This window comes from Brachybacterium massiliense, from assembly GCF_900184245.1.
Lineage (GTDB): Bacteria > Actinomycetota > Actinomycetes > Actinomycetales > Dermabacteraceae > Brachybacterium > Brachybacterium massiliense.
This window is the reverse complement of sequence record NZ_FXXB01000007.1, coordinates 587,430-606,624: the sequence shown is the minus strand read 5'-3', so window position 1 is coordinate 606,624 and position 19,195 is coordinate 587,430. Positions and strand designations below refer to the sequence as shown.

The following is a 19,195-nucleotide window of genomic DNA, read 5'->3' as shown; positions in this document are numbered from 1 at the left end:
GTCCGCGAGGGCCGCCGGACCGCCACGCAGGAGTTCCTCGTCGACGAATAACGGGAGGTGATCCTCCCGCACCGCCTGCTCGAGCTGGCGCCGACGGAGAAGGGACTGTTGGCGTCAACGAGGGAGACGGCGCTGAGCGGTTGGGATCGAGGCTGGTGCGTGCGGACGGGGCAGCTGACCCGATCCATGTGTTCGTCGGCCCACCCTCGAGTGAGGAGTGGGACCGTGTCACGCTGTGGATCCGCGATGCGTCGGGCGAACGGGAGATCAAGCCGCTCGACGGGGAGTCCGGGCGCGCGTATGTCCTCCGCGTGTGGCAGGAGACTCGGAGCGCTCTCGGCAGATGATGGGGCGGCCGGCTCGGTGAATTGGTGTCCATGACCTGGCCCTCATGAGCTCGCGACCTCGCTCTCAGCCGTTGCCGTCAGTCAGCTCGCCCCATAGACCACGACTCCAGCAGCGACACCAGCCGCTGACTCGGAATCGCTGGCCCAGCGTCGACTGAGCCGCGGACCGCGAACGGTCGACCTGCCCCGCTACAGGTCCATGCTCGTCACCCTGCGCCGTGCGTCCCGCTGTGCGGTCTCCGGCGCCGTGCGCCGGCGCTGCCTGACCACCGCGCAGATGCTCGAGCGCTCGGGCGTGAGTCCATTGGACCCGACCCCGGCTCAGCTCTCCAAGGAGCAGTTCGGCCACTTCGACGCCGAGGATCGCACGCTCCTGACCCTCAGCGTCCTGCTGCGGGACATGTGCGCACCGGAACACTCACCCGGTGAGGTAGAGCTCCCGGCGATCCTGCGGAACGAGCACGCGCTGCGACGACTGTTCGAGCAGGCCTTGCGCGGCTATTACCGCCACCATCTAGGCCCCCGAGGCTACTCGGTCCGTGCCGAGCGGCGCCCCTGGCCCGCCACCGGGGACCCCGCTGACCTCGCATTCCTGCCGAACCTCAACGCCGACGTGGTGATCCGCGGGCACGGCGAGCAGGTCATCCTCGAGTGCAAGTTCGCACCGATCTTCACCCACCACCAGGGTAAGACGATGATCAAGCCCGGCTATTTCCGTCAGCTCGTCTCCTACGCCTCCGTCTTTCGCGGCGAGTTCGCGGGAGAGACCCGCGCGGTGCTGCTGGGCGCTCTCGTCGACGGTTCCAGGGGTCGCGATCTCGACGTCGAGATCGATGGTCTCCCCGTCGCGGTGCGACAGGTCGACCTGGCCGCGGGGCCGGCGGAGATCCGGGAGGCCCTAGCGGTGGCGTGGTCGCCCGTGGACTGATGCGCCTCGGGCCTGCTGGAGGTTCTAATCCCACGCAAGAACGTAGAGCGAGCCAGCACCCCGGAAGTAGCCAGGTGCCAGGAGCTGACGAAGCCGTCCTCCGTTAGGGTCTGGTGGAGACGCCTCAGATACTCCGTCTCTTCTGGCGCGAGGGCCGGTGCCGCCAGCTTCCACGTGGGATCCCCAATTAGCCTCTCCAGAGGGGTTGGCTCACCAGGGCCTACGACTCGAACTGCCTCCGCTTCCGCCATCCCACGGGACTGTCGGCTGGCTTTAAGTGCGGGCCGCGGCGCGCTCGGAGGGAGGGTTGAGCCCAGCAACGCGGACAGTGCGTGATGGGGGGAGAGCGGTGGCGTGTCTGCGAGGGGCTCGCGACTGGGATCCTGCTTCAGGAGTTTGGAGGCCGCTGTCTGCGACTGCAATGCACTCTCGGCGCGTACCGCTCCGTTATGGAGCAACCACGGCAGGGCGATCTGATCAAGCTGATGAGGCACGACGTCGACTGGCCTCGGATCGACCTGCGGCCGCCGCGGCGGAAGTAGTCGGTACGGGCCCGGGGGTGAAACCGCTCCATTCGGTTCCATCACCCCGCAAACCCCGCTCCACGCACGGCGGCCGCACCAATCAGCTCAGGTGCTCACCACACTTTCCGTCTTCTCGAGCTTCTCCTCGACCTCCGCTTCGCGGATGCGGTGCTTCCTCGTGGACAGCCACTTCGAGAGCCCGAGCACTGCGATCAGCAGAATGCCCCAGATGAAGTTCGAGGCGAATGCCGAGCCGGACCAGCTGCCGAGCGACATGTTGATCCCGGTCTGCAGCATCTGCATGGCAGCGGCGCCCAGCAGGATCGCCCACAGTCGTCCGGTGCCTCCGTACGGATCGATGCCGGCCACGACAGCGATGAGAATGGCCTGCATAAGGTAGGAGCTGGCGAAGGAGACGTTGGCGGCGTTGGTGGACGAGAACATGATCAGGCCGGCGACAGCCGCCAGGACACCCGAGGCGGCGTAGGTCAGCAGGATCGTGCGGCTGGCGGGAAGCCTTGAGAACCGAGCTACCTTGGCGGACTCCCCGAGCGCGTACATGTGGAAACCGGTGCGGGTCTTCAGCGTGATGACGGTGAAGACCGCCAGCAGCACCAGGAAGATCACGAAGGTCATTGGCATCAGCGCGACGGTCGCGGTGCTCAGGCCGCTCAGGTACCCGTTCCCGAAGACGGTCGCGCCGTTGGTGATGCCGGTGCTGATCCCGATGAACAGGCTCATCGTGCCGAGCGTGATCGGGATCGGGTGGACTCGTAGCGTTGCGATCAGGAATCCGTTGAGGAGCCCCGCCAGGAGGCCTATCACCAGCGCGGAGCCGGCTGCAGCGAGGATGCCGAGAGCGCCGGCGTCGGGCCCCATGGCTTCCCCGACGAGCGCCGCAGTGATCGCAGCACAGTTCGCGACGGCGACGATCGACAGGTCGATGCCTCCGATGAGGAAGGTGATCCCGATGCAGATGGCCAGGATCGCCAGAGGTGCGATCTGCCCCATCATCGACTGCATGTTCCGCAGCGTCGGGAACGTGCTGGGCGCGAGGGCGCTGAGCGACCCGGCGAGCACGACGACCAGGGCGCCCAGCAGCACGATGTGCGCGCGGGGTCCGAGACGTGCCTCGATCATTCCGACACCACCATTCCTCGTCGACGTTCGTTTCTTCGCTCTCTGAGTGCGGGTACGCCGACCCCGAACAGGACGAAGAGCCCGATGAAGAGCTGCTGCCATGCGGTGGGGATCCCCACCAGCACGAGGCTCGAGCCCACCATGGTGATAAGCAGGACCCCGAGCAGAGTGCCGAGCACGCTGCCGCGTCCTCCGGTCACGGCGACGCCGCCGAGCACTACTGCTGCGAGGACAGTCATCTCCACGCCGCTCAGGGATGCGGGATCCGCAGTCCGGCTCATCGCCGCGTAGAACAGCCCGGCCAGTCCGGCGAGAGCGCCGGAGAGCACGAAGGCGGTGACCCGGATGGTGCGCACAGGGACGCCCATCCGCTCGGCCGCCTCCTCGTTGTCGCCGATGGCATAGATGTAGCGCCCCCACCAGGTGCGGCTCAGCGCCAGTGCCAGCACGGCGCCGATCACGATCAGGATCAGCACGGCGCCGTGGAGGGCGACGATACGTCCGTTGTCCGAGGTCCTGAACACGGCGAAACCGGAGAACTCTGCCATCTGTGCAGGCAGGCTGCGGAAGCGGTCGGTGCCCACGAACGCGAGCAATGCTCCGCGGTACAGAGTCAGCGTGCCGATGGTGACGATCAGGGAGGGAAGTTTCAGCCAGGTCACCAGCACGCCGTTGATGAAGCCGAGCACTCCTCCGATGAGCACGGCGAGCGCGACCGCTGCCAGGAACGTCCCCTGGTAGTCGAAGGCCATGAGGGTGACGGTGGTGAGGTACATCGAGCTCACGGCGATCGCGGAGACGGAGATGTCGATGCCACCGGTCAGCAGCACGAGCATCACGCCCAGGGCCATCAGCCCGATGTAGACCGTGGAACGCCCGACCCCGAAGAGGTGTGCGAGCGAGAGGAATGAGGGATTGGCGATCGAGAAGATGATGACCGTAGCGATGATGACCACGATCAGCAGCAGCTCGCGACGGGCCAGGAGGAGTGCAAGTACGCTCTGGCCGGCTGGGGCGGTGTGGGTTTCGGTGGTCATGCCGCCTTCCCCTGTCCGTTGATGTCGATGATTCCCTCTTCGTCGATCTCGTCTGCTGCGTGCCGGGCGGTGATCCGTCCGTCCACGATGAACACGAGGTCATCGCAGACGCTCATCAGCTCTGCGGGCTCGTCGGAGATGAGGAGCACTGCGGTGCCGTCATCCGCGACCGAACGGATCAGGTCGTGGATCTCTGCTCGAGAGCCGACGTCCACGCCGACCGTGGGGTTGTTGAGGATCAGCACGCGCGGCTGGGGGGCAAGCATCCGGGACAGAAGCACTCGCTGCTGGTTGCCTCCGGAGAGCGCGGAAACGGGGGCCGCGACGGTGGGGGTCTTGATCCGGAGCTGTTCCTTCCACCTTTTGCCGAGCTCGCCGAGCTTCGAGACGGATTGGAGCCCCCCGCGTCCGGTGGTCTGGTCCAGCGAGTTCATGGCGATGTTGTCCGCGATCGACCAGTCGAGCATCAGCCCTTCGGTGAGCCGGTCATCGGGCACGTACTGGATCGACCTCTCCGAGCGGGCTCTGTGGAGCTCAGCCCCGTCCAGCTCGATGCGGCCCTGATCGATGGGGATCAGCCCAGCCAGGGCGAGACCGATCTCGATCTTGCCGCATCCGACGAGTCCGGACAGACCGAGCACCCGCCCGGCATGGAGCTCCAGATCGATGTCGGCGAAGACCGAGCCCAGGCGCATCTGATGCGCGGCGAGAAGAGGCCGCTCCGAGACGTCCCATGCGGTCTCCCGACGAACGTTCGAGACCGTGCTGCCGGTCATCAGGTTCGAGATCCGTTCCTGGTCGAAGTTCTCGGCGGGCCCGCTGTCGACGATCTTCCCATCACGGATGATCGTGACGTCGTCGGCGATCTCGACCACCTCGCGCAGCTTGTGCGAGATGAACACGAAGCTCAGTCCCTGGGAGGCGAGATGGCGGACCGTGCCGAGGAAGGCATCGATCTCCTTCTGCGTCAGCGCGGCTGTTGGCTCGTCCATGAGGATGATCCGGCCATCGGCGGAGACCGCACGGGCGATGGCCACGAGCTGGCGCTCCGCCGTGGACAGGGAGCCCAGCACGGTCGACGGGGAGATGGTCAGCCCGAGAGTCTTGAGCGCGTCGCGGGCTCGCGCGGTGTTCTTGCCCCGCGGGACTAGCCCGGCGGGGTTCACGTCGCCGTCGAAGCCGATGTTGTCGGCGACCGTCATATTGGGGAACAGTGCGAAGTCCTGATAGATGACGCGGACGCCGTGGCGGAGCGCATCGCGGGGAGTGAGGTCTTCGATGAGCTCCCCGTCCAGGGAGACGGCGCCGGAGTCCGGTGCGTGAGCTCCGGCGATCACCTTGGTCAGAGTTGATTTGCCGGAACCGTTCTCACCGACGAGTGCGTGGATGGTCCCGCGGCGCACCTGGAAGGAGACGTCGTCGAGCGCGTGGACCGTGCCGAAGGTCTTGGTGACTCCGTCGACCCGGACCGCGAGCTCGTCGCGGTCCGGGTCGACGGGATCGGGGCGATCAGTAGTCATAGTCGCCGGAGTTCTCCGCAGTCACGTTGATCCAGGCCTTGTCCCCATAGATCACCTTGTCCTCGATGCTGATCGCCGAATAGCCCTCGACGCCGAGGTCGGCTCCGTCCTCGACCGTCTCCCCGTCGAGCAGCAGCTTGGCGATCACGTTCTGGGCGTATGCGGCATAGCCCGGGTCCCAGAACTGGATGACGTCGATCGCGCCCGACTCCAGGAGATCGACAGTGTCCTTCGGAGTCGCGGTGCCGACCACCGCGATGGAATCCTGCATGCCGGCCTCTTCGACAGCCTGGCCGGCGCCGACCACGTCGGTCGATGCCGAGCCCTGTACCCCCTTGAGGTTCGGGTAGGCGCTCAGCAGCTCCTGCATGCCCTCGTACGCCCTCTGGGCATCGTCGGAGGTCTCGACGCGGTCACCGACGAGCGTCATGTTCGGGTAGTTCTCCTCCTGATGCTTCTTCGCGGCGTCGACCCACTCCATATGGGTGGTGGAGGAGAGCGAGCCGACCATCTGGGCGTACTCACCCTCTTCACCCATCGCCTTGGCGAGCTCGTCCATCAGGTTGATCCCGTACTCATCGTTCTTGAACGCCTCGACGTCGTAGTCGGCGTTCTCGATCGTGGGCGCTTCATGGGTGATCACGACGATGTCGGAATCCATGGCCTTGGCGAGAACCTGTTCGACGGCATCGGGCTGGAAGGGCGTGACGCAGAGGGCCGAGACGCCGGAGGCGATGAGGTCTTCGATCACGCGGACCTGCGCGGCGGCGTCCGCCTCGGCGGATCCCTGGTAGTAGGCATTCTCGCCTGTGTCCTCGGCGTAGAGCTCGACGCCTTCTTCCATGCGGTTGAACCACGGTATGCCGGTGAGCTTGGGAACCGAGACCACGGCGCCGCTTGCATCACCGCCGCCGCCCTCACCATCGACGGGAGCTGCGGGGTCGGCGCCCTCCTCAGTTGTGCCGCAGGCAGAGAGGGCCGTAGGAAGCGCGAAGACGCCGAAGCCGGCGTAGAGCATGGAGCGGCGGCTGGGGGTGGGACGAGCGATGCGGGACATGGTGTCCTCCTGTGGAGAGTTGTCGGTTCTGGTGCGAATCAAGAGCGGGCGAGGCGAGCTTCGAGATGCTCGATGAGGTCGTCGAGGAAGCGGAGCGCAGCGACCTGCCCGGGGTCTTTGCGTCCGATGGAACGTTCCCCGACCCATGCGGCGCGACCTCGCATGGAATGTTTGTCGGCATAGTCGGTGACCACGGCGGAAACCGCCTCGCGGGCTGCTCGAGCCCGCTCCACGGGATCTGCGCTGGGAGTCTCTGCGAGTGAGGCCCGGATGGCGTCGATGGCGTCGAGCACCGTCTTGTCGCCGACTTCGGCTCCGCCGCGCTGTGCGACTCGCTCCTGAATCTTTTCCACCAGGGTCAGCGGCTCGATCTCCTCGGAGACGGCAGCGGAGGCGGCGGCCAGCGTCGCGCCGCCGATCAGCGCGGCGAACGTCGAGGGGTTGGCTGAGGCGAAGGCTGTTCCCGCAGCGCGGAGCACCTCGCGGGAAGAGGCACCCGCGGGCAGAGCGGCCAGTGCTTCGCGAACCGCATTTGCGCCGGAGGCGACCGTGATGCCGAGGTCGCCGTCGCCGAGTGCGGCGTCGAGCTCCCGCAGCTCGTCGTTGTGGGCGGGGAGTCGCGTGGCGACGTCGACCAGCGCCTCCCGCAGCGGGCCGGGCTCCTGGACTGTTTCGATCTCTCGTTCGGTGCGCTTCGATGCGTCCGTGGGGGCCGTCGGCGCACTCGTGGTCTCCCGGGGGGAAGCGTTGCCGGCGGGGCTCCCGTGCGTGAAGAACGGCGAGTCGGCTGGCTGAGAGATCAGGTCGGAGAGCTCATCGTCGAGATGGCAGATCGAGACCGATGCCCCAGCCATCTCGAGGCTGGTCGCGTACTCGCCCACGAAGGTGTGTGCGATCTCGACACCACGCTCGATGAGGGTGCGGTGCACCCGTCGGTAGATCAGGTAGAGCTCTTCGAGAGGAGTCGATCCGAGACCATTCACCAGCACCGCTACCTTCGTGCCGGTGGTCAGCGGGAGCTCTTTGACAAGCTCGCCCATGAATCGGTCGGTGATCTCATCAGCCGTCTCCAGCGGGCCGCGGTGGTGTCCCGGTTCGCCATGGATCCCGATCCCCACCTCCATCTCGCCCTCGTCGAGGGTGAACGTGGGCTCCCCGGCGGCCGGAAGGATCGTGGGGGAGAGGCCGACGCCCATGGTGCGGGTGCGGTCCACCGTGCGCTGCGCGATCTCTGTGACGGTCTCGAGGTCATCGCCGCGCTCGGCGGAAGCTCCCGCGGTCTTGTAGGCGAAGAACAGGCCGGCGACCCCTCGGCGCGTAGCGGCCTTCTCCGTGGGGGCCGAGAGGATGTCGTCGGTGCCGACCACGGTGGCCGTCGGGACTCCGTCGGCCGAGGACAGATCTGCGGCGAGATCGAAGGTGTACACATCCCCGCCGTAATTCCCGTAGAGGTACAGCACACCTGCGCCGTCGTCGCTCGCGATCGTCGCGGCGTGGATCTGCTCGGGGGAGGGGGAGGAGAAGACGTTCCCGACGGCGACGCCGGACGCGAGGCCGCGCCCCACGTATCCGAGGAACAGCGGGAGGTGGCCAGAGCCTCCACCGGTGACGATACCGACGCGATTCGAAGTTCCAGCGTCAGCGCGCACGATGGCGCGACGTTCCGCGTCAGCGGCGCGCAGCTTGTCGGGGTGCGCCAGCAGAATCCCGTCGATCGACTCGTCGACGAAGTCCTGCGGGGCGTTGATGATCTTGCGCAACACGTACTCCTTGTCGAGAAGGCTGGCCACTGAGATGCGGGATGAACGTCGTCGTCATCGCGCTTGCCGCGGGATCTGGCGCTGGTGCGCACCTGCCCATAGAATGCTCAGATGAGCACGACGTCGTGCTCCTATGCGCAAAGCTATGGTGAGTGCGCGATGGTGTCAACTGCCACTGCGGAATGCATCCGTTCTGAGACCAAAGGAGGTGCTCGACCCGTGCGAACTGCGCCCTTCCTGGGCCACGGCGATCCGAGCGACGCAGCACGCGGCGACGCGATGACCGAGGATCAGCTGCTGGCCGAGCTCGGTCGGCTGTACTACCTCGAAGACGTCTCCAAGGTTGACCTGGGCCGCAGGTTCGATCTGTCGCGCTTCAAGATCGCGCGAATGCTCGCGAAGGGCCGGGAGCGCGGAATCATCCGGATCGAGATCCACGAGCCTTCGCAGAACCTGCCTGAGCTCGCCGATCCGCTCAAGACCACACTTGGGCTCCCGCTGGTCAAGGTCGTGGAGTCCAAGGGGTCACCCGCGCAGGTGCGCGAAGCGGTCACGATGATGGCCGCGCAGCTGATGCGAGAGTCGCTCGAGGAGGGTGACGTCGTGGGTGTGGGCGGTGGCCGAACGATGCACGTGCTCGGAGCGCAGATCGTGGACCCCCCGGCAGTGACTGTGGTGCAGCTGGTCGGCGCCCTCCCATCCACAGCACCGATGGCCCCCCTGGACCAGCTTCGCCCCGGAGTCGAGGACGCCGGTGGCCGCGTGCACACGTTCGGCGCGCCGCTCTTCGCTGGAAGCGTCCAGCGCCGGGACAGCTGGATCTCGCAGCTGGGGGCCGTGAGAGAGCTGTACGAACAACTCGATCTTGCCGTGGTCGGGATCGGTGCCTGGGGCCCATCGAGGTCTATTCTGCGCACGGCCTACCCGCCGGCGGTTCAAGAACAGCTGGACGACGAGGGGCCGGTGGCCGAGATGCTCGGCCACTGGTTCACCGCCGACGGCGGGGTCGTAGCGCAGGGCATCACGCGAATGAGCGTCACCACCGAGATCCATCAGCTCAGCGCGGCGCCTCACGTGATCGCGGTGGCTGCTGGTGGAGACAAAGCACGAGCGATCACGGGAGTCGCGCGTTCCGGGCTCATCACCGGTTTGATCACGGATCGGCATGCAGCAGAACGGATGCTGGAGATCGCTGAGGCTCTGTGACACGGCGCTGGGCGCGAGCTGAGTCCCAGCCATTATCGAGCACAGTCGGTGCCGAGTGTAGAACTGGGCTTTTTTGGGGCGGGCGGGACGGCGGTATTCGATCAGACCTGCGTGAGGCTGACGAACCGGAGGGCAGCAAATACGGGCGTCCGGCCATCTGAGCTCTATGTCAGTGTCAGACAAGCACGGAGCGGATAACTGACGCGGCGAGTGAGAGGCGCACGTCATCCGGACTAGCCTCGTATAGTCGAAATCCTCGCGTCGACCGAGGTACGCATCCCCGCGAAGTCTGACCCCGAAGCAGTCGGTCCCGCACTCCGCCGTACTGACCCCAGCACCGACCCGAGGGGCCAGGCATGACCAACGAATGGCAGGGGGTCCTCGACCCCGACGTGCTGAACAGCGACCTCGTCGACCACGCCGCCGGCCTCGCCGATGCCGCGAAGGCCGGCCGCTGGGACACGGTCCTCGACCTCGTCGAGCACGGCACGTGGAGCAACGCGAACCAGCGGCGGATCACAGGCCGCTCCTGGTTCACCCCGCTGCACCAGGCCTCATGGGTCGGCGCCCCCGTCGGCGTGGTCGAGCGGCTGCTGCGCGCCGGCGCATGGCGATCGCTGCGAACTGCGGACGGTGACCGCCCGATCGACATCGCCCGCCAGCGCGGCCACCACCACCTGCTCGAGACGCTCGCCGTGCGCGACGTCAGTGCATCCGATCGACGCCGCTTCGCAGCCTGGGACTCGCACCTCGTCGACCTGATCGCCGAGCGAACCCGGCCGCTCGAGCCGGTCCGCTTCCGTCCGGTGCCCACGGAGCTGCTGGCGATGGAGCAGATGGAGACCCTGCGGGTACCGTTCCCCGGGATGTACGGCGGGTTCAGCCTCTCCGTCCACCGTGACCGGCTCGTCGTGGAGAGCTGGAGCCGTGTGGTGGGCGGCTCTAGCCAGGCCCACGTCATCACCGAGAGCGGGTGCGTGCTGGTCGAGGAGGGCTGCGCCTGACCCCTCGGCCGACCCGCACCGGTACCGCAGGCCTCATGCCCGCGGACATGCCCTCGGACCAGACTCCCGACGACGAGCTCCTGCACCAGTTCCGCCCGCAGCTCAGCGAGATGAGCTCCGAGGAGATCCACGGGATGCTCCGGACCCCTTTCGGCTGGTTCGATGCGCACCTGTGGCGCTACACCGCCGGCGGGGCCCTTCGACCTCGCCGAGCTCCAGCGCTACTCGAGAAGACATCGACCTTTATCGGGCACAGGGACGCCACGTCCTGTTCAACTACACCGGTGACGAGCTCACCACCCTCAGCATCGTCCACGTGCCCGCCCGGTGAGCACCTGCCGCTCCGGGGGTCGCCCCGCAGCATCAGGTCGCTCGGTCTCGACACGGTGAGGGTCCCACGCCTGCATCGGACGCGGTTCTGAACCACCTCAGCGCCGGCAGTGGTTCAGAAGCGCACCCAGTTCACCCCAGGCGTCAGAGCCTCGCCTCGACCTCCAGCGCGATCTCCACGCTCTCCAGACCCGGCGCGCTGACGGTCACCGTCGCGGCACCCGGCCGGACGGGCCGGATCACGGCGAGGGCGCGGCCGTCGAAGGTCCGCCAGGTGGCGTCCACGAAGCGCTCCTCGGTGGACGGGCGAGCACTGGCCATCCCGGCGAGCACCACCGCGGCGCCGTCGACCGTTACGGTCACGGGGTGCTCGGCCGCGGTCGCGAGGGTCCCCTCGGCATCGCGCAGCTCGATCTCGACGAAGGCGAGATCGTCGTCGTCAGCCCGCAGCTTCGTGCGATCCGCGGTCGCGACCAGGCGCTCCGGTCCGGCAGTGCGCAGTGCCGTGCGACCCACCTCCTCCCCGTGGCGCAGGGCGATCGCGACCAGCTCTCCGGGCCGGTACTCGGTCTCCAGGTCGGCGAGCATCGGTAGGCGGGCACCCACCTCGCCCCGCGCCACCTCGGCGCCGTCGAGCTGCAGGACCACCTCGTCGGCGTCGGCGTACACCTCGACCTGCACGGCCTTGCCCTCGAACCCGGGCCAGGTCCACGAGGAGATCGAGTCCGACCACGCCCAGGGCGACTGCATGGTGATCGTGTGGTCGTGGTGTTCGGGGCGCAGCACCGCGATGTACGGCTCCGTGCGCAGCCCGAACACGATCTCCCGGTAGTAGGAGACGGGACGGCGGTGACCGGTGATGTCCAGATCACCGGTCCAGGCGCTGAGGAAGGGGTACTCGCGCTCGAGCGCGGCGACGGCGTCGGGATCCTCCGCATAGGCGGTCGCGCCGATCCCCACCTCACCGAGGTAGTCCCAGCCGGTCCAGGTGAAGTCACCGATCACGTGCGGATGCTCGAGCACGAGCGGCCACAGCTGCCCGATCTTCGGGGCGAAGGTCTCCGAGCCCACGATCACGCGTGAGGGGAACCGCCCCGCGTCCAGCGCGTACCTGCTCTCGGCGTAGTTGAAGCCCACCACGTCCAGCACGGCGCTGGATTCCTCGGTGCGCTGGGAGGCCGCCTCGCTCGCCCCCACCAGGTTGAACACGTCACCGGCCTCGTTCAGCGGCACCGACGGGTCGAGCACGTCTCCTGCCTGGTCGATCACCGCGAGCATGGCGTTCATGCCGTTGGTGACGGGACGGGTGGGGTCCAGCTCCCGCACCTGCTCGGCGAGCTGCCGGGCGAGACGGGAGCCGTGTGGGGTGCCGGTCTCGATGATCTCGTTCCCGATCGAGTACATGATCACGCTGGGGTGGTTGCGGTCTTTGGCGATCATCGCCGAGAGGTCCTCCCGCCACCACCGCGGGAAGTCCAGCGCGTAGTCCTCGACGGACTTGAAGCGGGTCCACATGTCGAAGGCCTCGTCCATGACCAGCATGCCCAGGCGGTCGCACGCCTCGAGCATGGCGCTCGAGAACGGGTTGTGGGAGGCGCGCAGGGCGTTGAACCCGGCCTCCTTCAGCAGCTCGATCCGCCGCTCCTCGGCCCGGCCGATCGCTGCCCCGCCCAGCGGCCCGTTGTCGTGGTGCACGCACGCCCCGCGCAGCAGCACCGGCTGCCCGTTCAGCCGCAGCCCCCGCTGGGGGTCCACGCTGATCGTGCGCACCCCGAAGGTCTCGATCACCGGCTCCTCGCCGTCGTCGAGCGCCACCTCAGCGGTGTGCAGCTGCGGGGCCTCCGGCGACCACAGGGCGGGATCGGAGAGCCAGAACCGCTGGCGCACTAGCGCCTGCTCACCGGGGATCAGCGTCACCGGCGAGTCCTCGACGCTGACGCTCCCCCCGCCCGGCCCCCGCAGCACGGTGCGCACCCGACGGGTCGCGGTGAGGGGCGAGGCGTTGCGCACGGTGGTCGCGACCTCGACGGTCGCCCGGTGGTCCTCGAGCTCGAGCGTCCGCACGGTGACCCCGTCGGGCACCACGTGCACCGCGGGTGCGACGTGCAGCCGCACCGGACGGTGCAGGCCAGCCCCGGAGTACCAGCGGGAGTCCTCGCCGGTGCGCACCTCGATCCGCAGCTCGTTGGTCTGCCCGTAGCGCAGGTACGGGCCGAGCTCCACGAAGTAGCGGGCGTAGCCGTTCGCACGGTTGCCCACGAACTCGTCGTTGACGAACACCTGGGAGCGGCGCTGCGCCCCCTCGATCTCGAGATGGATCGTGCGGCCCGCCCACTGGGCAGGCACCTCGAGGCGGTGCAGGTAGGCGAAGGCGGCGCCCGGGTAGTACGCCATCGCGCCGGCCGAGCGTGCCTGTGGCGAGCGCTCGAGATCGCGCATCGCATCGTGCGGCAGGTGCACGGGGGTTTCCGCGGTGGTCGCGGCGTCCGCAGCCTGGAAGGGGCCGAGCGGCGTGCGGTACGTCCAGCCGCGGGACAGGGGGAAGACAGTCATGATGCTCCGTTCTCAGGTGAGTCAGCGGACGGACTTGATGCCCACGATGCTCAGGGCACCGAGGATCGCCATGGTGATCGAGATCGGGAAGATCAGCAGGTAGGAGCCGGTGATCACGACGACGCTCGAGGTGATGATCGGGCCGAGGGTCTGCCCGAGGGTGGTGGCGAGGTTGAGGATGCCCAGGTCCTTCCCGGCCTCCTCCTGGTTCGGCAGCACGTCCACGTTCAGCGCCTGGTCCACCGAGCTGTACACGCCGTAGCCGAGCCCGGCGATGCCCGCGTACAGCAGCATGCCCGTCGTGGAGGGGAAGATCCACGGCATCGCCACACCCACCGCGAACAGCAGGCTGGCCACGATCACGGGCGCCTTGCGGCGGCCGATCTTGTCGGAGAGCGGACCGGCGCCGAGCGAGGCGACCAGGCCCACCACGAGGGTGATCACCGACATGGTGGAAATCGTCGCTGCGGATTCCACGACGGACTGTCCCACGTAGTTCTGCACGATGTACAGCTGGTAGGCGGCGATCATCTGGTAGCTGACCAGCATGAACAGGCGGCCGGCGAAGGCGCGGTAGAAGTCCGGCGCGCGGCGCGGCGGTCGGAACGACAGCAGCAGGTCCTTGAAGGTGCCGGCATCCCGCGGGGCGTCGTGGGCGGCGGAGCGCTCACGGGGCCAGGCGAACAGGGTGATCACGCCCGCGGCGGCCAGGAGGATCGCGGCGAGGGTGTAGCCGGACAGCGTCGCGGTGATGAAGGAGGCACCGATGAGCGCACCGAGCGGGTAGCCGACCGTCGCGCCCGCTCCGAAGAAGGCCGACATGGTGCCGCGCATCGACAGCGGCACCCGGTCCGAGATCACGGCGACCGCGGGGGCGAGCATCATGTTCAGGCCCACCATGGTCACGCAGTACATGACCATGATCGCGACGGGATCGCCGAGGGTGCCGACGAGGAACAGCGAGGCACCGCCCAGCAGCGCACCGCCCAGGATCCACGGGGTGCGGCGGCCGAAGCGCGAGCGGATGCGGTCCGAGAGGTTCCCGAAGACGAGGTTCGAGACCAGCGAGACCACCGCGGTGACTGAGTTGATGGTGCCGAACCAGGCGTCCGGCGAGGCGACGCCGATGTCGGTCAGCCGCTGGGGCAGCAGGACGTTGGCGACCATCGCCAGGCCCACCGCCCACAGCAGGCCGAAGGCGAGGAATCCGGCGCCGAAGCGGATCATCCGTGCCCTGGTGGGAACGGCACCGAGGTCCGGAGCGACCCTGTCCGGGACGCTGTGGTCAGGGGTGGCGTCGTCCGGGGCGAGAGCCTCGGGCTGCGGGTTCGTGCTCGATTCGGGAATGGAAGGCGGGTGAAGGCTCATGGTGTCCCTTGAGGGGTGTCGTCATTGAACAGGAGGGGAGCGCCCGGGAGTCGGTGCGGTGGGGGAGGCGCTCAGTCGGTAGAGCCGAAGGGAGTGACGGGTTGCTCGGTGCCGACGGCGTCATAGCCGTGGAAGACCGCGGTGCCCTCGGTGGCGAACAGCCCCAGCACTCGCCCCGTGAAGGACGCGGCGGTCTCGGCGCTCAGGTAGCGGGCATCGACCTCGGCCAGGCGCAGCTCCTCACCGCCGGCCTCGGCCCACAACGCGATGACGTCGCTGGTCATTGCGAGGGTGCCGAAGGTCGCGCTGCGCGGCCGGGAGGAGTCCAGATGCACGGTCACGGGACCGGCGGGAAGGCTGCCGGTCCACTCCTGGCGGATCCCGGGCACCACCGCCTCGGCGGTCACCTGCACGCGGTCGCCCTCACGGCGGGCCCGGATCGAGTAGTGATGGTCCTCGTCGAAGCGGACGGCGAGGCCGCCCGTGCCGGCGGAGACGTCGAGGGTGGTGCTCGCCGCGGTCTCGACCGCGAGCTGGCGGCGGCCGAGGAAGACGGGCCGCAGATCCGAGAGGGTGCTGCCGTCGCCGGTGAGGCTCAGCGTCCCGGCGGCGGTGTCCGGGGTTGCGATCTCCTGCGGCAGGCGCCGCACGCCGATCCAGCGGTTGTCGAGCGACGCGTCGAAGCGGACGTGCTCGCTGGGGTCGGGGCGCGGAGCGAGCGCGACGGGCTCGGCCACCGGCCAGCCATCGACCCACTCGATGCGGGTCACGAAGGTCTCGCGGCCCAGAGGGGAGAAGGCGCGGGTGCCGCCGAGGGGGCGCACGCCGAGCATGACCAGCAGGGTCGAGCCGTCGGGGCCCTCCACGAGATCGCCGTGACCGGTGTTCTGCACCGGCCGGGTGGTGCTGCGGGCGGTGAGGATCGGGTTGGCGGGGCCGGCTTCGAAGGGGCCGACGGGGGAGTCGGACCGGGCGATCGAGACCCCGTGACCGCGCTCGGTGCCGCCCTCGGCGATCACCAGGTACCAGTGCTCGCCGCGCCGGTACAGGTGCGGCGCCTCGGGGAACATGAAGCCCGAGCCGGACCACAGCGAGCGCGGCTCCTCGAGCAGAGCGCCGGTGGAGAGGTCGACACGGACCTGCTGGATGCCGAGGTGCTTGCCCGTCTCCGGGCCCGAGAGGATCAGGCCGGAGAAGGTCACGTAGGCGGTGCCGTCCTCGTCCCAGGCGAGATCGGGGTCGATGCCGTTCAGGCCCTCGAGCACAATCCCGTCGCTCCAGGGACCTGCGGGATCGGTCGCAGTGAAGACGAGGCAGCCGCGGCCGCCGGGCACCCCGACGATCACGTGGAACACGCCGTCGTGATGGCGCAGCGTAGGTGCCCACACGCCCATGTTGGTGGGCACCTCGGCGATCTCCAGCTGCTCGGGCCTCGTGGCGACGTTGCCGATCTGCTCCCAGGTCACGAAATCCTCGCTGCGGTACACCGGCAGGCCCGGCAGGTACTCGAAGGTGGAGGTGACGATGTAGTAGGCGCCGTCCACGCGCACCACGCTGGGATCCGGGTTGAAGCCCGGCAGCACCGGATTGGGGAACGGGGCGCCCACTCCGCCGTACGTGCCGGCCGGGTGCGGGCGTGCCGTGGTGTCAGTCATCGATGCCCCTTTGCAGAAGAAACTGTTTCGTAGTGTTTCCTACGATGCAGTGACCGTAAGTCCAGGCCGAGTGGAGGTCAAGCGTGAGTCACGCCACGGAGCGCTGCGAAACAGTTTCCTCGCCGGTAGGATCCTTCTCGGACCAGCCGAGGAGGAGCGCATGACCGGACGACCGCAGGATCGACCCACCCTCGACTCCGTCGCCGCCTCGCTCGGCATCTCCAAGGCCACCGTCTCCAAGGTCCTCAACGACCGCCCCGGGGTCTCCACTGCCCTGCGCGCCCGGGTCCGGGCGGCGCTCGAGGAGGTCGGCTACGAACGCACCACCATTCCCGGTGCGAGCAGCGGCCGACGCTCCGTGGTGGTGGTCCTGGAGACCCTTGCGAATCTGTACTACCTGCGCATCCTCGACGGCCTCGTCGCCGAGGCGGCCGCCGGCGATGTGGAGCTCGTGCTCGAGGTGATCAACCCCCTGGCCAGCAGCTACGGCCGGGAGATCACCGAGGAGAGGATCCGGGAGCTGCACCGGCGGGGGCATGCGGGCATGCTAGTGGTGACCGCCCGCCTCCCGTCCCGTGCCGTCGCCGTCTGCGCCGATCTGCGCTTCCCTGTCGTGGCGATCGACCCCACCAATGCGCTCCCCGCGAGCGTGCCGAGCGTCGGCTCGAATGCCTGGTCTGGCGGCATGCAGGCCACCGAGCACCTGATCGAGCTGGGGCACCGGCGCATCGGCTTCGTCGGCGGGATCGCGAGCCATGCCGGTTTCCGCGAGCGCCGCAGCGGATATCGCGCGGCGCTGGAGGCTGCCGGCATCCCCGAGGATCCCGCGCTCGTGGCCGAGACCGGCATCGAGGGGTCGGGCGAGGCGGCGCTGACGATGCTCGAGCTGCCCGCACCGCCCACCGCCTTCTTCTGTGTGACCGACCCCGGTGCCCTGCTCGTGGTGCGCGAACTGACCCACCACGGGCTGTCCGTGCCCGGGGACGTGAGCGTGGTCGGCTACGACGACACCTACGCCGCGGTGCCCGGGCCGATCGAGCTGACCACCGTGAACACCCCGCTGCCGGAGATCGCGCGGCTGGGCATGTCGACCCTTTTGGGCATCGGCGACGGCATCGAGCCGGTCTCCCACCACGTGCAACTCGCCACCACGCTCGTCACGCGCGAGACGACGGCCCCGCCTGCGTCGGCGAGTGGCCTTCGCTAGGTCGCTGCCGGGTCAGTCGGTGCCCGTGCTCCAGGATGAGTTCGCCGCGTGACCCGTTGTCTGGGCACTTCGAGTTCAGGCCAGCTCGAACCTACTCTAAATCGTTTAGAGTAGGTTCATGTCGACCGTGATCCTGCATGACCTCGACCAGACACCACCGAATGATCGCCTCCAGCGACTCCTCGACGCTCCGGAGGATCAATGGTTCGACCGCAAGTCCGCGCGTGTGGCGGTGAAGGATCTGGCCAGGCCGCTGATCGCCTTCGCCAATGCCGAAGGCGGCACGCTTGCCATCGGATTGCGCGAGGGTTCCTATGACGGTGAGCTGCTCGATGCGGACAAAGAGAACGCGATCCGCCAAGCCGGGATCGACTTCACGGTTCCACCGGTGCGAAGTCACGTGCGCAGGCTCGAGCTCGGGGGAGGGCGGTCGCTGATCCTGATCGACGTCCCTCCCAGTGAGCACGTGCACGAATCCACCGGTGGTGATGTGTATCTGCGCGTCGGTGACGAGTCGAAGAAGCTCACCTATGGGCAGCGTCGGGAGCTCGACTACGACCGAGGCAGCGCCCAGTTCGAGAGCGAACCGGTGCCCGATGCGACGTGTGCCGACCTCGACGGCCGTGAGCTCCAGCGCTATCGCAGCGCCATCGGAGCCAGCGTCGACGACGCGACCGCCCTCCGCGCACGCAGCCTGCTCCGCCGGGAAGGGAGCCTCACACACGCCGCGATCCTTCTTCTCGGCAAGCATCCGCAGGACTGGCTGCCCCAGGCGCACGTGCGCGTCATGCGATACAGCGAGAACTCCCCGGGCACCGGAAGCAGACAGTCCCTGGAATCCGGGAAGGACGCCCGCTTGGAAGGGCCGATTCCGCAGGTCATCGATGAGGCAGCGAAATGCATCGAGGCGTGGATCCCTCACCGGCGCGCACTCGGCTCGAACCGGCGTTTCACCGACCAGCCGATCGTCCCCGCCGACGCCTGGCTGGAAGGGCTCGTCAACGCGGTGGTCCACCGCAGCTATTCGATGGCCGGCGACCACATCCGCGTGAGCATCTACCCCTCTCGCATAGAGATCGAGAGCCCCGGCCGTTTCCCCGGCCTCGCTGATCCCACCCGCCCTCTCGATATCGCGCGCTACGCCCGCAACCCGCGCATCGCCCGGGTCTGCTCCGACCTCGGTATCACCCTGGAGCGCGGTGAAGGCATCCGACGGATCTTCGAGGAGATGCGCCTGCTCGGGCTCGCAGACCCTCAATACCACCAGACCAGTGGCAGCGTGCGGCTCACGCTCTCGGCCAGCAGTCGGCTCAGCCTTGAACAGCAGGATGCGCTCCCTCATGGGGCGGATGAAGTCCTCGCGGTGCTTCGGGGCCTCAGCCGTCCCCTCGGCACGGGCGACATCGTCGAGGAGACCGGGCGCTCCAGGCCCTGGGTGAGGCGCGTGCTGAACGAGATGGAGGCGCTCGGGCTCGTCACCTGGGACGGGCGCTCGGACAAGGACCCGCGCGCCAGGTGGTCGCTTCGTGAGTGATCCACTCGCGGGCAGGCCCTGAGCT

General features: G+C 68.1%; 13 protein-coding genes. 5 read left to right on the top strand and 8 right to left on the bottom strand.

Translation table 11 applies throughout. The annotated features are described in order from the left end of the window. Positions 1-546 precede the first annotated feature (546 nt). Positions 547-1,275 carry an McrC family protein gene (locus BN4251_RS09425; RefSeq protein ID WP_087484834.1) on the top strand — a complete coding sequence of 243 codons (729 nt, stop codon included), beginning with the start codon at positions 547-549 and terminating at the stop codon, positions 1,273-1,275. Positions 1,276-1,904: 629 nt separating this feature from the next. Here BN4251_RS09425 and BN4251_RS09415 read toward each other — a convergent pair. From BN4251_RS09415 to BN4251_RS09395, 5 genes are read right to left on the bottom strand one after another with little or no spacing between them, the layout of a single operon-like run. Next, positions 1,905-2,939 (bottom strand): ABC transporter permease, encoded by a 1,035-nt coding sequence (locus tag BN4251_RS09415; protein WP_170931909.1) that lies wholly within the window; start codon positions 2,937-2,939, stop codon positions 1,905-1,907. Beyond that, a complete protein-coding gene (locus BN4251_RS09410) occupies positions 2,936-3,976 on the bottom strand; it encodes an ABC transporter permease (protein ID WP_087484831.1) in 1,041 nt (346 codons plus the stop codon). Before BN4251_RS09410 ends, BN4251_RS09415 begins: the two co-directional genes overlap by 4 nt. Continuing rightward, positions 3,973-5,496, bottom strand: a complete 1,524-nt coding sequence (locus BN4251_RS09405; protein ID WP_087484830.1) for a sugar ABC transporter ATP-binding protein — start codon at positions 5,494-5,496, stop codon at positions 3,973-3,975. Before BN4251_RS09405 ends, BN4251_RS09410 begins: the two co-directional genes overlap by 4 nt. Then, positions 5,486-6,553 carry an autoinducer 2 ABC transporter substrate-binding protein gene (locus BN4251_RS09400; protein WP_087484829.1) on the bottom strand — a complete coding sequence of 356 codons (1,068 nt, stop codon included), beginning with the start codon at positions 6,551-6,553 and terminating at the stop codon, positions 5,486-5,488. The genes BN4251_RS09405 and BN4251_RS09400 overlap by 11 nt, the downstream gene beginning before the upstream one ends. Before the next feature lie 38 nt (positions 6,554-6,591). Continuing rightward, a complete protein-coding gene (locus BN4251_RS09395; RefSeq protein WP_245810281.1) occupies positions 6,592-8,316 on the bottom strand; it encodes a dihydroxyacetone kinase family protein in 1,725 nt (574 codons plus the stop codon). A 108-nt stretch (positions 8,317-8,424) separates the two neighbouring features. Here BN4251_RS09395 and BN4251_RS09390 point away from each other — a divergent pair, with 108 nt between their 5' ends. Together BN4251_RS09390 and BN4251_RS09385 are read left to right on the top strand one after the other, a co-directional pair. Next, entirely contained in the window at positions 8,425-9,519 is a 1,095-nt protein-coding gene (locus BN4251_RS09390) for a sugar-binding transcriptional regulator (protein ID WP_087484827.1), read from the top strand. A gap of 356 nt (positions 9,520-9,875) precedes the next feature. Further along, the gene (locus BN4251_RS09385; RefSeq protein WP_087484826.1) at positions 9,876-10,523 is read left to right on the top strand and encodes an ankyrin repeat domain-containing protein; all 648 of its coding nucleotides are present in this window, start codon (positions 9,876-9,878) and stop codon (positions 10,521-10,523) included. A gap of 474 nt (positions 10,524-10,997) precedes the next feature. Here BN4251_RS09385 and BN4251_RS09375 read toward each other — a convergent pair whose 3' ends face one another. The 3 genes from BN4251_RS09375 to BN4251_RS09365 form a co-directional block, all read right to left on the bottom strand. Further along, the gene (locus BN4251_RS09375) at positions 10,998-13,406 is read right to left on the bottom strand and encodes a glycoside hydrolase family 2 TIM barrel-domain containing protein (protein ID WP_087484824.1); all 2,409 of its coding nucleotides are present in this window, start codon (positions 13,404-13,406) and stop codon (positions 10,998-11,000) included. Positions 13,407-13,427: 21 nt separating this feature from the next. Then, entirely contained in the window at positions 13,428-14,774 is a 1,347-nt protein-coding gene (locus tag BN4251_RS09370; RefSeq protein WP_212647602.1) for an MFS transporter, read from the bottom strand. A 71-nt stretch (positions 14,775-14,845) separates the two neighbouring features. After that, complete coding sequence (locus BN4251_RS09365; protein WP_087484822.1) at positions 14,846-16,429, bottom strand: glycoside hydrolase family 43 protein; 1,584 nt, start codon at positions 16,427-16,429, stop codon at positions 14,846-14,848. Positions 16,430-16,589: 160 nt separating this feature from the next. On the opposite strand from BN4251_RS09365, the gene BN4251_RS09360 reads away from it, so the two are divergent. Further along, the gene (locus BN4251_RS09360) at positions 16,590-17,636 is read left to right on the top strand and encodes a LacI family DNA-binding transcriptional regulator (RefSeq protein WP_087484821.1); all 1,047 of its coding nucleotides are present in this window, start codon (positions 16,590-16,592) and stop codon (positions 17,634-17,636) included. 118 nt (positions 17,637-17,754) lie between these two features. Further along, the gene (locus BN4251_RS09355) at positions 17,755-19,170 is read left to right on the top strand and encodes an ATP-binding protein (protein WP_087484820.1); all 1,416 of its coding nucleotides are present in this window, start codon (positions 17,755-17,757) and stop codon (positions 19,168-19,170) included. Positions 19,171-19,195 lie beyond the last annotated feature (25 nt).

What these genes read in the sequence shown, in the direction of transcription:
- BN4251_RS09425 (WP_087484834.1), top strand. Translation starts at nt 547, where the DNA reads ATGCTCGTCACCCTGCGCCGTGCGTCCCGCTGTGCGGTCTCCGGCGCC.
- BN4251_RS09415 (WP_170931909.1), bottom strand. Translation starts at nt 2,939, where the DNA reads ATGATCGAGGCACGTCTCGGACCCCGCGCGCACATCGTGCTGCTGGGC.
- BN4251_RS09410 (WP_087484831.1), bottom strand. Translation starts at nt 3,976, where the DNA reads ATGACCACCGAAACCCACACCGCCCCAGCCGGCCAGAGCGTACTTGCA.
- BN4251_RS09405 (WP_087484830.1), bottom strand. Translation starts at nt 5,496, where the DNA reads ATGACTACTGATCGCCCCGATCCCGTCGACCCGGACCGCGACGAGCTC.
- BN4251_RS09400 (WP_087484829.1), bottom strand. Translation starts at nt 6,553, where the DNA reads ATGTCCCGCATCGCTCGTCCCACCCCCAGCCGCCGCTCCATGCTCTAC.
- BN4251_RS09390 (WP_087484827.1), top strand. Translation starts at nt 8,425, where the DNA reads ATGAGCACGACGTCGTGCTCCTATGCGCAAAGCTATGGTGAGTGCGCG.
- BN4251_RS09385 (WP_087484826.1), top strand. Translation starts at nt 9,876, where the DNA reads ATGACCAACGAATGGCAGGGGGTCCTCGACCCCGACGTGCTGAACAGC.
- BN4251_RS09375 (WP_087484824.1), bottom strand. Translation starts at nt 13,406, where the DNA reads ATGACTGTCTTCCCCCTGTCCCGCGGCTGGACGTACCGCACGCCGCTC.
- BN4251_RS09370 (WP_212647602.1), bottom strand. Translation starts at nt 14,774, where the DNA reads ATGAGCCTTCACCCGCCTTCCATTCCCGAATCGAGCACGAACCCGCAG.
- BN4251_RS09365 (WP_087484822.1), bottom strand. Translation starts at nt 16,429, where the DNA reads ATGACTGACACCACGGCACGCCCGCACCCGGCCGGCACGTACGGCGGA.
- BN4251_RS09360 (WP_087484821.1), top strand. Translation starts at nt 16,590, where the DNA reads ATGACCGGACGACCGCAGGATCGACCCACCCTCGACTCCGTCGCCGCC.
- BN4251_RS09355 (WP_087484820.1), top strand. Translation starts at nt 17,755, where the DNA reads ATGTCGACCGTGATCCTGCATGACCTCGACCAGACACCACCGAATGAT.